The 13,034-nt window shown below is 55.2% G+C and carries 12 protein-coding genes, 1 tRNA gene and 1 pseudogene; 7 read left to right on the plus strand and 7 right to left on the minus strand.

The features are described 5' to 3' along the window. Nucleotides 1-153 precede the first annotated feature (153 nt). Both GOX61_RS12070 and GOX61_RS12075 read right to left on the minus strand, forming a co-directional pair. Nucleotides 154-3,147 (minus strand): glycoside hydrolase family 99-like domain-containing protein, encoded by a 2,994-nt coding sequence (locus GOX61_RS12070; RefSeq protein ID WP_170334011.1) that lies wholly within the window; start codon nt 3,145-3,147, stop codon nt 154-156. 297 nt (nt 3,148-3,444) lie between these two features. After that, nucleotides 3,445-3,660, minus strand: a pseudogene (locus tag GOX61_RS12075) (AraC family transcriptional regulator); the annotation flags it as partial. A 124-nt stretch (nt 3,661-3,784) separates the two neighbouring features. Between GOX61_RS12075 and GOX61_RS12080 the strand changes: the two are divergent. After that, complete coding sequence (locus GOX61_RS12080) at nt 3,785-4,747, plus strand: acetyl-CoA carboxylase carboxyltransferase subunit alpha (RefSeq protein WP_170334013.1); 963 nt, start codon at nt 3,785-3,787, stop codon at nt 4,745-4,747. A 4-nt stretch (nt 4,748-4,751) separates the two neighbouring features. Here GOX61_RS12080 and GOX61_RS12085 read toward each other — a convergent pair whose 3' ends face one another. The 3 genes from GOX61_RS12085 to GOX61_RS12095 form a co-directional block, all read right to left on the minus strand. Then, on the minus strand, nt 4,752-5,882 hold the full coding sequence (locus GOX61_RS12085; protein WP_170334015.1) for a lytic murein transglycosylase: 1,131 nt from the start codon (nt 5,880-5,882) through the stop codon (nt 4,752-4,754). Between the two features lie 123 nt (nt 5,883-6,005). Continuing rightward, on the minus strand, nt 6,006-6,653 hold the full coding sequence (locus GOX61_RS12090; RefSeq protein WP_155149093.1) for a GntR family transcriptional regulator: 648 nt from the start codon (nt 6,651-6,653) through the stop codon (nt 6,006-6,008). A gap of 35 nt (nt 6,654-6,688) precedes the next feature. Further along, nucleotides 6,689-7,381 carry a M48 family metallopeptidase gene (locus GOX61_RS12095; RefSeq protein ID WP_254436848.1) on the minus strand — a complete coding sequence of 231 codons (693 nt, stop codon included), beginning with the start codon at nt 7,379-7,381 and terminating at the stop codon, nt 6,689-6,691. A gap of 100 nt (nt 7,382-7,481) precedes the next feature. Here GOX61_RS12095 and GOX61_RS12100 point away from each other — a divergent pair, with 100 nt between their 5' ends. Both GOX61_RS12100 and GOX61_RS12105 read left to right on the plus strand, forming a co-directional pair. Beyond that, a complete protein-coding gene (locus tag GOX61_RS12100; RefSeq protein ID WP_155149090.1) occupies nt 7,482-7,808 on the plus strand; it encodes a TIGR02300 family protein in 327 nt (108 codons plus the stop codon). Between the two features lie 143 nt (nt 7,809-7,951). After that, nucleotides 7,952-8,027, plus strand: a tRNA-Ala gene (locus GOX61_RS12105). Nucleotides 8,028-8,463: 436 nt separating this feature from the next. Here the strand turns inward: GOX61_RS12105 and soxR are convergent. Beyond that, nucleotides 8,464-8,937: a redox-sensitive transcriptional activator SoxR gene (gene soxR / locus GOX61_RS12110; protein WP_170334019.1), complete on the minus strand. Its 474-nt coding sequence runs from the start codon at nt 8,935-8,937 to the stop codon at nt 8,464-8,466. A 102-nt stretch (nt 8,938-9,039) separates the two neighbouring features. On the opposite strand from soxR, the gene GOX61_RS12115 reads away from it, so the two are divergent. From GOX61_RS12115 to GOX61_RS12125, 3 genes are read left to right on the plus strand one after another with little or no spacing between them, the layout of a single operon-like run. Further along, the gene (locus GOX61_RS12115; protein ID WP_170334021.1) at nt 9,040-9,411 is read left to right on the plus strand and encodes a DUF1330 domain-containing protein; all 372 of its coding nucleotides are present in this window, start codon (nt 9,040-9,042) and stop codon (nt 9,409-9,411) included. Nucleotides 9,412-9,438: 27 nt separating this feature from the next. Beyond that, nucleotides 9,439-10,860, plus strand: coding sequence for an MFS transporter (locus tag GOX61_RS12120; protein ID WP_170334023.1), 1,422 nt, complete (start codon nt 9,439-9,441; stop codon nt 10,858-10,860). A 4-nt stretch (nt 10,861-10,864) separates the two neighbouring features. Next, the gene (locus GOX61_RS12125) at nt 10,865-11,503 is read left to right on the plus strand and encodes an MBL fold metallo-hydrolase (RefSeq protein WP_170334025.1); all 639 of its coding nucleotides are present in this window, start codon (nt 10,865-10,867) and stop codon (nt 11,501-11,503) included. A gap of 114 nt (nt 11,504-11,617) precedes the next feature. On the opposite strand, the gene GOX61_RS12130 is transcribed toward GOX61_RS12125, so the two are convergent. Continuing rightward, a complete protein-coding gene (locus tag GOX61_RS12130; protein WP_170334027.1) occupies nt 11,618-12,514 on the minus strand; it encodes a LysR family transcriptional regulator in 897 nt (298 codons plus the stop codon). Between the two features lie 85 nt (nt 12,515-12,599). Here GOX61_RS12130 and GOX61_RS12135 point away from each other — a divergent pair, with 85 nt between their 5' ends. After that, a complete protein-coding gene (locus tag GOX61_RS12135) occupies nt 12,600-13,031 on the plus strand; it encodes a VOC family protein (RefSeq protein ID WP_170334028.1) in 432 nt (143 codons plus the stop codon). Nucleotides 13,032-13,034: the final 3 nt, after the last annotated feature.

Below are 13,034 nucleotides of genomic sequence, written 5' to 3' on the forward strand. Positions count from 1 at the left end.
CACAGCTTGTCAAAGCACCGTTTTGACGCGAATGCCTGCCACATTGGAATTCCTGCATGGACAATACAGTTCTTGTTCATTCGGGCAGGAGCGCCGACGCTCCCGCACCTTTTTGCAGCGCCACTCCTTGCCGGAGCAACCAATCCACCTGCCTCAGAAAGACTCCAGCCGATAACCTGATTTTTCCACGAGGTTGACGAACACGCGCTCTACGGCATGGGCAAGGGTGCCATCAGCCAAACCGCGTTCAACGTCAAAATCGTTGATGTTCAGCTTCAACAGAGGCTCGACGGCCTTCGGCGTAATCCAGAACATGGTTCCTGCTATGAACTGGCCATCTCGATATTCAAGTCCAATCTCGCGCGCTAGTTCTTTAACAGTCGCACGATTGTGGCGCATGTTGACTGACTCGTGTTTATGAACTGATTGCTTCGTCGCCAGCATTCCCAGCTTGGGGTCCGCTTCAAATTTCTTGATAGCCGACTTGTTGATCAGCGCGCTCAGTGTGCTCTTGCGGATTTTGTCACCATCGACCCGGTAAACCGACTTTTTGCCGTGCACCTTGCAGACAGCCCGATAGTTAAGGTGCGCAATACGTTTCGCCGTGATAAGGAATGGGCGAACGTCCCGGCCACGGTTGTCGACGAGCTCAACATGAGCTTCCGGCATGCTTCTGGAGACAATCAGTGCCGCTTCCAGACTTGTAGTCGTTACATAGACATCCACCGCGCCCTGCGGCAGCGTGTCGATCAGTTCTTTCAACTCTGGCCATGTATCCGAATAATGCACATGAGCTACGATGGCATATTGAGCCTCAGTAGTTTCGGGAATTTCCGGGCGCAGGAAGGGCGCCGAAGCAGAGTCATAGTTGGCAAGGACTTTCTGCGTGGCATCCAGATAGCCATATCCGTAGAGTTGATCCGGTTCCAGATGAGTACCCTCTGCCCATTCGTTCCACGCGTTAATGAACACGATACGCTCATCATCCGACAGGTTAGGGTCCTTGGCTGCATTTTCGACATTCGCAGACAACCACTGGCTATAGCGGGTCAGGCTGAAATCAGTGAATACCGATGCCTTCAGACCCCGCCGCGCAGTATTGTCCCAAGACAGCATGGCCGTCCGGAAGGTCTTCTTCGCCGAGGGTTCTTTGCGGACCTCCTTGGATACAATATCATCGTAGTCATAGATGCCGCCCTCAAACTCATTGGCTAGGTTATCGACGAGTTTGGTGACATTCTTTGCATCAACAGCATGAGGTGGGAATTGCATGGCTGCATCCAGACCAAGCTCTTCTGGCGTTCCACTATCGGCAGTTTGAGCAGAAACGACATACAATCCGTCCAGCCCCATCTCTTTTGCCTGCTCCCGCCACATCTGAACGGTTTCCTTGAAGTCAGGAATCAGGTGTGCCCGATAAACGATGAACAGGGGTTTCCCGTTAATACGAATGTACCGCGGGTCCTTCATGAAGGATTCAAGATACTGAAGCATAGCACGTGAATCTTCCAACGAATGGTCCTGTGCGATCAGGATTTCCTGATCCAACCCATCCCAGCGGCGAGTCCAGTTTTCGTTGGCCCAGATCATGCAATACGGCATGTCTACGTTGGGGTTGTCGCGCATTGCTTCAAGCGGCTTTTCCATGAGCAGCTTGCCCGCAAACCAGTAGAAGTAATATGCGAACCCGGACACGCCATAGTTGCGCGCCAATCTCGCCTGCTCTTCCATGACCTCAGGAAGGCGCAGATCATAGTATCCCAAGTGTATGGGGCAATGTGGCTGATGGTGCCCTGCAAAAAGAGGGTGCGCTTTACCTACATTGGTCCACTCGGTGAAACCTTTGCCCCACCATTTGTCGTTTTCGGGAAAAGGATGATATTGCGGTAGATAAAAGGCAATGGCCTTTACAACAGTTTCAAGCGTCTCATGAGGGATATAGTCAACAAAGCCTTCCTTCACCTGTGAATATTGAACAACAGGCAGGTTCGGCCCTTTTCCGTAGCGACCGAAAGGTGGGATTACACCTTGCGCTGCACTGGCGCGTCGGTCCGGCAGGAACAAGTTGACATTGGTGTCACCGGCCAGAATGCGCTCAACGAAATCGGGTGTTTCAAATTTTTCCGGCCAAATTCTCTTGGGTCGTCCGCGGCGTTTGCGCATGCTGTTTGACAGACGCCGCTTCAGGCTGGTTTTGCGCCAGAATCTACTTTGAACTACCTCATTGGCAGCTATCGTTGTGCTCCGAAGATGTTCGATGAGATGGGAAATGATCTCATCGCGCTCTGCCAAGGTTCCCTTGAGTTTGCTCAGAGAATCTTCCGGAGATGAACTTTGTTCTTGCTCGCCCATCGCCTGCTTTGGCTTTTCCTTCTGGTCTGTCGCGCCATTTTGCATGTCCTCGACGGAATAGGGTTCCAGCGGAACACCAGGAATTTCATAGATCGAGTTCGGCAGTTCAGGCAGTTCACCGTCCGAGGCAAGAACAAGATCATGACGAGCATTCGCGACGTTATCGTGGATATCGCTGTCGGCTAATACACGAAATGCAGCGCTCTGGTCGTTAGCAATGAGCGACGCCGTGCTCAGACGTTGGCCATAGTGACATGTGTTTGAAAAGTAGCCGTCGACCAGTTCAACGAGTTCGTCAGTTGAAAGCTCTTTCCCATGAAGTGGGCTATCACCCAGGGACTTGCCGGGGTTCTCGAGTTTATTAGGGCTTGATATCAACAATAATCCGCCGGGCCGAAGTACACGTTGCAATTCCTGCATCATGCGGTCGTATTCTTCCAGATGTTCAATGGTCTCAAAAGAAGTGACCATATCTACGGAATCATCTGGAAGCGGAATATCCGTGGCGCTGCCGACGTGGAAAGAGAGGTTTGGATCTCGATAATGGAGCTTTGCATGCCTCACAGCCGGCTCGCTGATGTCCACCCCGACAACCGACTTGGCATTTGCGGCAATAGCGTCGGTTCCGTGACCCTCGCCACAGGCAATATCCAGAACATCCAGCCCGGTGGCCAGACTGCGGGCCAGTTGGTACCGATGAAGCTGTTCAATCTCGGCCACTCTTTGGAGTTCGGGAAGTTTCCGCTCTCCATCAAGCGGGAGATTTGCAGGTTGATCCATGCCGTCCTTTGTCATCGAAATACTTTCCTAGCCAAATTTCGTTCGGAAAATCGCTTATAATCCATCAAGCTGGCCAGCCTCAATAAGGTCTGCTGGGTCAATTACCTTACATCGGAAGTCCTGCGACTCTCTACGCAGGGGCTTTTAGACTGAACCTCAGCGACTGACACGGGCTTTTTTGCAGAACCACCAAGCGGCGCAATAATTGAGACTGATACCCCACACACTGTCCGTTCTCATTTAGTGGAAGGGGGCGCATCAGCGAAAATCGTTTAACGCTGACTTCTCAGGGGGTCGACAGCGCGATTTTATGTCCGCGCCAACAAGCCGGATGGCTGCGCGATGCAAACGCACTCTTCGCACGGCTTGCGCGCAGGTTTCACCAGTGATGGCACGAAAAACGCGGTGCCAGTGAAATTAGGACACCGCCGCAACATCGGCCAGAACATCCAGCGACAGATCTCCATCGAGATGATCGCAGATATGGGTCAGCACGCGCAGAACCCGATCTTCGTAACTGGTTGCCATCTTTGGCATCCTTCTTTCCGTTTGCTTCTTGGTGGTGCCACAATCCAGATCCACAAATCTTGCTGAGTTGCATCCGGGACGACCTCGGGTCATATAGCAGGGAACTTCCGCGTTGAGAGGCGTCATGACTCAGTATCTGGATTTCGAAAAACCGCTGGCCGAGATCGAAGGCAAAGCAGAAGAATTGCGTGCACTGGCCCGCGCCAACGAAGAGATGGATATTTCTGAAGAGGCAGCGGCACTGGATGCCAAAGCCGCCAAGTTGCTGGACGAGCTGTATGGCGATCTGACGCCCTGGCGGAAATGCCAGGTTGCGCGCCATCCGGAACGCCCCCATTGCAAGGACTATGTCGAGGCCCTGTTCACCGAGTTCACCCCGCTCGCTGGGGACCGGAACTTTGCCGACGATCTGGCCGTGATCGGTGGGTTGGCGCGCTTCAATGACCAGCCTGTTATGGTCATAGGACATGAAAAGGGATCGGATACCAAATCGCGGATCGAACGCAATTTCGGCATGGCCCGTCCTGAAGGTTATCGCAAAGCCGTGCGCCTAATGGAAATGGCCGGTCGGTTTGGCCTGCCCGTCATCACACTGATTGATACCGCCGGCGCTTATCCCGGCAAGGGTGCTGAAGAACGCGGCCAGTCCGAGGCTATCGCGCGTTCGACTGAGATGTGCCTGAAAATTGGTGTCCCGTTGGTGTCCGTGATTATCGGCGAAGGTGGCTCAGGCGGTGCGGTTGCGTTCGCAACAGCCAACCGCGTCGCGATGCTGGAGCATTCTGTTTATTCGGTGATCTCGCCTGAAGGCTGCGCGTCGATCCTCTGGAAGGATTCCGAGAAGATGCGCGAAGCCGCCGAGGCGCTGCGCCTGACTGCCCAAGACCTGCACAAGTTGGGCGTTTGCGACCATATCATCGATGAACCCAAGGGCGGCGCCCATCGGGATCGTGATGCAACGGTTGAATCCGTGCGCAATGCCATTGCCGCCATGCTGAAAGAACTGGAAGGCAAGGATGGGGCGGCCCTAGTCAAGGACCGCCGCCAAAAGTTTCTGGATATCGGCTCCAAAGGGTTGGCGGCGTAAGCCGTCAGCCACCTAATCTGCGCAACAATTCGGCCGAAGGGTCTCCGGTTACCGGCAGACCTTTGGCACGTTGATAGTCGCTGATGGCGGATTTTGTGTTGTTGCCGATGACGCCATCTGCGCCCTGCGTATCGTATCCGGCCGATGTCAGGCGGCGCTGCAGCTCTTTTCTGTCCTCCAGCGTCAGCCCGGTTGCATCGGGGCCGAACGAGGCCTGAAACGGTGCGCCGCCCGCGATCCGGTCAGACAGATGCCCAACGCCAATCGCGTAACTGTCAGAGTTGTTGTAGCGCTTGATCACCTGAAAATTGCGGAACACCGCTATGCGCGGCCCCGGCGTTTGCGGTTGCAATACCGCAACGGGGGTGCCCGAGACGGTGCCCGCCTCGCCGCCCCATGGTTGTCCGCGCACCCAACCGGCCCGCGCCAGATAAGCGGCGGTCGAGGCCAGCGAATCCGTTGGGTCCTCGGACCAGATGTCCCGACGACCGTCGCCTGTGAAATCCACGGCGTAAGCCAGGTAAGACGTTGGGATGAACTGCGTATGCCCCATGGCCCCGGCCCAGCTGCCGGTCATGTTGGCGGGCGATGTATCCCCCTCCTGAATGATCTTCAGCGCGGCCACCAGTTGTTTTTCAAAAAATGCGCCTCGCCGTCCGTCATAGGCCAGGGTTGAGGTGGCCGAGATAACCGGTACGTCCCCACGGCGCGCGCCATAACGGCTTTCCAGTCCCCAGACGGCCACAACGACCTCTTTGTCGACACCGTACCGGGCCTCGATCTGCGACAGCGTTCCGTTGTGCTTTTGCAGCATTTGCTTGCCGGTGCTGATCCGCTCATCCGAAGCAGCAATTGCCAGATAGTCTTCAAGTGATCGCTTGAACTCAACCTGATTGCGGTCGCGCTCGATCACATCGGGCAAATAACCTGCCCCCTGAAAGGCACGATCTATGGTCGATTGCGAAATGCCCTGTGAGGCCGCACGCCCTTTGAAACTCGCCACCCAGGCATCCCAACCAGCGTTTGGTACCGCCCGCATCCGCGATGCCGGTGCACTGGTGGGCGTGCCACCGCCTGAACACGCGGCCAGCAACGTTGACCCGAGTCCGATAGAAAAGGTCCGTCGATTGATCATAACTGAAATCTGCTCTTGTTGTGATTTGCCTCATGCTATCGCAGACGCGCTGTCCAAACCAGCTTGCAAATCCATCATCAGTGATCTGGATTCATCCCTGATCACTGGTCAGCGAGAAGCCGCTCAGGCCACCAGCAGTCGCAAACCCTGCGTCACATCCGATCGCACAGCTAGACGCAATCCCGGCTCATCTCCGGCTTTGAGGGCCGCGATAATCAGCTTGTGATAGTGAGGAGGCTCGGTTCGGCGCAACCTTCCATACAACGCGCGCATCGTGGGGCCTAATTGCAGCCAGACAGTCTCGGCGATGGCCAGCATCGCTGGCGCCTGCGCACGCAGGTACAGAGTGCGATGAAAATCCAGATTCGAGCGGATATACCCAACCGCGTCCCGCTTGGTCACCATTTCAGCGACGGTCATGTTGATCGTCTGCAGCCGGTCAATCAGCGCCATATGTGCCCGTGGCAAGGCACGGCTGGCCAGCTCCACTTCAAGCAGTGCACGCAGCGCTGCAAGCTCTTCAATTCTATCGTTGGTCAGTTCAGGGGTGGAAACGCGCCCAGACGAAGACAGGAACAGTGCGCCCTCAGCCGCCAACCTTCGAACCGCCTCTCGCGCCGGGGTCATGGAGACCCCGAACTCTTTCCCAATCCCCCGAAGGGTCAGCGCCTGCCCCGGAGCCATTTCCCCATGCATGATCCGAGACCGAAGCGCACGATATACCCGGTCATGAGTTGCTGTTTGTGAATCCGTGGGACGCGCGTTCAACATGGCCTCCATGTGATCACAAAACCAAGGGGCGTCAACTAGGTTCCGGCATCAAAGCGATAGCGATGCAAATCGGTCCCGTTTTCTCGTAACCACCTACGCGGCTCGGAATAAGGGCCGAAAATCCTTTCGACCTGTGCCCAGAACGCCGGCGAGTGGTTCATCTCTGCCAGATGCGCAACCTCATGGGCTGCGACATAGTGCAAAACCTCGGACGGGGCGAGGATAAGCCGCCATGAAAACATCAACCCACCATGCGAACTGCACGACCCCCATCGGGATCTTGTATCCCGCATCGTGAGGCTGGAATAGGACCGCCCCAACATTGCGGCGTAATCATCGCAGGCGCCGATTAGCCGGTCACGTGCCAGCTCCTTCAGGAAACGCGCGAGGCGGCGCGCCTCACCTCCTGCTGGGACACTGACATTATCCCGATCCAACAAGATCCGACGACCCTCTGCAGGGACGATTCGGCGCACAACACCCTCGATCGGGATCGACTCACCAAACCCGATATCAACTGCATCAGGGCGCGCCTCCAGATGCTCGCGAATCCAGTCTTCTTTGGTCTTTGCAAAGCTCAGTGCCTCTGATTCAGGAACTCCCTGCGGGTAGGTCAGCGTAACGCGGCCATCCAGTTGAGAAATTCTCAGACTTATACGCCGCGCCCGCGCCGATTTGCGCAATGTCAGCGGTACTGGCGGCTGCCCGGGCAATGCATGTCGCCCCATTGTACGTTCTCCTTCGCGCAAAGGCTTTGACAGTGCCCGCTGCATGTGGCACGTGACCTGAATCGTTTATACGACTCACCTGATATCAAGGGGATTTGACATGCCCAAGGAAGAATGGGGCGTAAAGCGCGTTTGCCCAACAACAGGCAAACGGTTTTATGACCTGAACAAGGATCCGATCATCAGCCCCTACACCGGCGAGATCGTGGAACTGGAAACCGGCAAAAGCCGGATGATTGCTGCTGATGCCGAAGATGCAGCATCGGCGAAAGCGCGCGCCGCAGACTCGGACGAAGATCTGGTTTTGGATGATGACGACAATGTCGACGTCGAACTGGACGATGATCTTCTGGACGATGACGACGACAGCAACGACAATGTTTCGTTGGATGACATCACCGACATGTCGTCGGAAGACGAGAACTGATTTCGGTCCGGGGCGGCCCCTGCCGCCCCGTCCGCATCTACGGATGGCGGGTTCAAAACTTTTTCTCTGAATCTGGTTTTTGGACTTGCGCTCTTCAACGGCGTCTCTTAAACGTCCGTCCACCGCCAAGGCGGTACCTGCATGGGGCCTTAGCTCAGTTGGGAGAGCGCTTGCATGGCATGCAAGAGGTCAGGGGTTCGACTCCCCTAGGCTCCACCAAAACCTAACAATGCAAATAGATAGCAAGCATTAGAGTGGTGTGACACACAGGTGTGACACAAAATGAAGCTGCATGCGTATCTCTCGCTGTCCAGACACGGCATTTACTACTTCCGTTGGCCTTTTGACAATGAACAGCCTGTGAATATGCCTGGCCCTGATAGACAGCTGGTCTTGTCTGTCGAAATCCGCCGGCACTGGCAAAGAGTTCTTAGCGACCTATCCTCTGCAAGAATCTATTCGCTGGACCAAAATGCCGCGGATTATCTCGTGCGAGTTGGTCCGAGCGCGGCCCGTATCCATCATTCATTTCGTCAATCCACGCCGCACTGCAGCTTCACCAAAGCAGTCATTCTCCGCGCAAGCAATACCAGCATTTCAAGATGAGTTGTTGATGACAACAGAGCTGTCACGACGTTAACCGAACCAATGCAGGCTATGTACCAACAAAGCCTTCCACCTCTGGCGCATCTTCTTCCAGATATCGTGGACCTGGGCCGTTGGTGCCGATCTTGTCGTCTGGATTGACGAGCTTGCATGTATCCATCGATAAGCAGCCGCAGCCGATACAACCAGCCATTCCGTCTCTCAATCGCTGCAAACGTGCGATACGGTCATCCAAATCGTCGGTCCACCGGATTGAGAGTTTTTCCCAGTGTTTGACCGTAACCTTTTCCTCGGGGGGCAGAAAATCCATTGCTTCGGCAATCTCCCGAAGCGGTATGCCCACTCGCTGCGCCACCTGGATAATAGCGATCTTTCGTAAAACAGTTGGAGAATAACGGCGGTGATTGGCATCGTTGCGCACCGACGCGATCAGCCCTTTTCGCTCATAGAAATGCACCGCAGACACAGCGATACCGCTGCGTTCCGCCACTTCGCCTACCGTCAGACCACCACGACGCTTCATCCCGAAACTCCTGTCATCAATCGCTTGACCTCAACTTAAGTTGAGGAAGTAGCAACGCAATAGGCGGCTCGAATCATCGAGCAAATAGACACGGAGATTGATATGCCGAAACAGAAGCCAGCCTACCTTGTGGCCAGTTCATTTATGCCGGAAGGGCACGGTGCTCTTGATCCTTACGGTCAGGCCACGCACCCAATCATGGAAAAGTGGGGTGGTGAGTTGATCGTCGCGGGCGAGACCGGGCAATTCATGGATTTTTTTGAGGGTGAGTGGAAAGATGATGCTCGGTTCACGTTGTTCCGGTTCCCATCGATGGAAGCGCTGCAAGGCTTCTGGAATTCAGAAGAGTATCAGGCTGTTAAGCACCTTAGAACGGATGTGATCCCTCCGAATTTTACGTTTGCGGTTGAGGGGTTTGATGCCGACGAGTGGGCAGCACAAAACCCCGATCACACCTATGTCCAAAAAGACTGAACACCCATTTTGAGCGCGGAGCGAACCATGACGACAGCCGTTGAGCACAAAGCAGAGCCCGGGTGGCATGAAATTCTGAGGGGAGAGTTCTCAGCGGTGTCCGCCGTCCTTGCGGCTGGCATCGCGCTTCACGCAGTGAACATTACCCTTTCCGCTACGATGCTGCCTTCCATCGTGGCAGAAATTGGCGGACACAGTCTTTACGCCTGGAACGCCACACTCGCGACGCTTGCCGCAATCCTCAGCGCGGCAGTCACCGGGAAATTGTTAAGGCGCACGGGTGTTCGCCTTGGGTTTGGGATGGCCGGGATTGTCTTTGCAACAGGCAGCCTGCTTGCCGCATTGGCGTGGAGCATGCCGGTTTTGCTGGTGGGGCGGGTCATTCAGGGCGCGGGCGGCGGGATGCTGTTCACGCTCTGCTATTCCATGATCATCATCGTCTATCCGGAACGCCTGTGGTCCCGGGCGATGGCGCTTTTGTCAGGAACTTGGGGGATCACAATGCTGTTTGGTCCAGCCATCGGAGGGATCTTCGCCGAGTTTGGCATGTGGCGTATGGGGTTCGGGATCATGCTGCCGATTACCGCCTTGTTTGTCGCCCTGACCTTAATACTGCTTCCTCGCAGTCCGCAGGATCATAGGCCGACCGAACCACTTGCGTTCGGGCAATTGGTACTGCTTGCAGGCTCGGTGTTGGCGATCTCACTCGGAAGCATCGCACCATCTATCACATGGGCCGTTGCGGCCGTGCTGGTTTCTATCTTGCTTTTGTTATCGCTGATGCGCCGCGAACAAATCGAAACCGTGCGGCTGTTCCCTCGTGGTGCGACCGTCCCGGGAACACCTCTGTTTCTGGCATTGTCGGTCATGGCTCTTTTGATTTTCTGCATCAATGCCGAGTTCTTCATGCCGTTTTATCTGCAGCGGCTGCATGGGTTAAGTCCGCTGATGGCAGGTTATGTGGCCGCGTTGGTTTCCATTGGATGGGCAGCGTCAGAGGTTTATTCCGCACGCTTCACAGGTCGAAAAATGCACCAAGCGGTTCTCGCAGGTCCAATCCTGATGATGATTGCGTGTGTGGTGCTTGGCGCGGCCACACCAATGTTTGGAAATGCAGGACCAGCCATGACGTCACTGCTGTCAATCGCCTTGATTGTACTGGGTGTTGGCATCGGCGTTGGCTGGCCTCATCTCAATACATTCATCCTGCAATTCACGGATGAGAACGAGCGGGACATGGCCGCGTCTGCCCTGTCCACGGTGCAGATGTTTGCAGTCGCGTTTGGGACTGCCGCGGCAGGTCTGGTTGGCAATTTCACCGGGTTCAACGACGCTGGGAACCAATTGACCATAGCAAATTCTGCAATCTGGCTGTTCGTGACATTCGGTTTGGTCGCCGGGGTTGCCGTTCTTGCCAGCCGCCCCCTGATTGCCGGACAGAAGGAGTAGCAGGATGGAACAACTATTCCCGGACCTGTGGCAAACACCGCTTGAACTGCGCTTTGGGACATTGAAGTCCCACGCCTTTCTCCTTCAGCATCCTGCAGGGCGAGATATGATCTATGTTGCTGAGGAACCGTCGACGCTGCACGCCATCAAGACATCCGGAAATGTCGATCACCTGTACCTCAGCCATAATCATGAGATCACTGACGGGTTGGCCGACGCGAAATCTACACTCGGTGCGCCTTTGGTTGGACACGCCAGGATGCAGCAGTACTTCCCAAAGGGCCTGAAGCTGGACCAAACGATTCAAACGGATAGTCGCGTCAAACTCAACGGCGGGTTGGAGGCGATCTACACGCCGGGGCATACGGATAACAACATCAGCTATAGGTACGTTTCACCGCACGGTAAGACGTATCTCTTTGTTGGTGACACTTTGTACCCTGATAACGGCGAGTGGAGAGCTTTGGTCATGGAAAGCCACGGGGGGAACAGGAAAACGTTGATAAAAACACTCGAACAACTCAAAGCCGTCCAAGCCGATGTTATCATCCCCAGTGTCGCCATCGGGAACTACCAAATAACTGAACTGACCAAGAGCGACTGGTACGCCGCATTGGATGCAGCCATCTTGTCTTTGCAGTGAACTAGGAACAGGCAGCGCCGTTTATTCCAAAAACTCATAATGTGCCAAATCAAAAGGAGCGTTCAGGTCCGCATGCCACCCTACATAAGCGTTGGACATCTGCAGGACCTGAGCTCAGCCGCTCTTCTCGACCAGAAAATCGATCATGGCACGGGTTTTGGCGGGCAGGTTATCGCGGCTGGCGTAGATCACGTTGACCCCGATCGGGGGCGCGCGGAAGTCGGGCAAAATCGCAACAAGAGTTCCGGCAACCAGTTCAGCCTGACAGGAAAGCTCCGGCAGACGGGTGATCCCAAGACCGGCAAGGGCCAGCGCCTTTTCAGTGTGGCCATCATTGCATCGAATACGTGGTGCGATTGGCACTGTTATCACCTCTCCATCTGGCCCTGGGTAGGCCCAGTTTTGGGTCACCCCGTGAAACGAAAAATCAATAAGCTGATGCCCTTTTAGGTCATCAGGGTGTAGGGGTGTGCCGTATCGTTTCAGGTAGGAAGGCGAAGCCACTGTCAGACCCTGTGTACGAAAAATCTCGCGGGCGATCAGGTCGGACGGGGGTAAATCACCGATGCGCACCAGTAAGTCGATGCCTTCACCGATCATGTCGGCGCGGCGTTCGGATACGTCGATGTTCAGATCAACCTCGGGGTATCGCTGAAGGAATTCGGGCAACCAGCCATTCAGCCACCCATGCGCGAAAACCACAGGTACGCTCATCCGCAGCTCCCCAAAGGGTCGGTCGCCGACCGAATGCAACCGGTTCTGCACCGCACGGGTGTCATCCACAATCCGCCGCGCGTTTTCATAGTATATGCGCCCGGATTCCGTCAGACTGATCTGGCGTGTTGTCCGGTTCAGGAGTCGAGTACCCAGCCGTGTTTCAAGCCGGGCGATCTCTTTGCTGACGTGGCTGGGCGTATGACCCAATAGCTTGGCGCCCGCACTCATACCTTCCTGCTCTACCACTGTGCAGAACAGAACCATGCCGTCGAATAGGTCCTTATTATGATCCATACGGAATAAATGCCATTCCATCCAAGCTATTAAAGTTCACTACAGGCATAGCTACCTTTGTTGCAAGCAAAGGAAAGGCCAAACCATGTTGGACATCAGAAACTTCGATCACATTGGCATCCGTATCAGCAACCTCGATGCTTCCGTCGCCTTTTATGAACTGCTTGGATTCGAACTGATCGCAGACGGTGGCTATGACAAAGGCCACCCGCTGGTGATGCTACATCCCTCGGGGATCAATATAAACCTGCTGGGACCGGCAACGGCAAAGGCGGGCGCAAATATCCTGATGGACGAGCTCGAGAAATATCCGGGCATCACTCACCTAGCTGTCAAAGTGAAGGACGCAGAAGCAACCGAAGCCTTTGTCACCGAAAAAGGCATCACCATTACGGGCCGTCGCGAATTTCGCGGGACCAAAACCATCTTCATCCGCGATCCAGATCGCAATGTGTTGGAGCTTGTCGGCCCTGGTCCGTCTGTCGCGCAGCTGATCGCCGAGCATGTGCACAACTGAATT

Origin of the sequence: Ruegeria arenilitoris, from assembly GCF_013030265.1 — a bacterium.
Lineage (GTDB): Bacteria > Pseudomonadota > Alphaproteobacteria > Rhodobacterales > Rhodobacteraceae > Ruegeria > Ruegeria arenilitoris_E.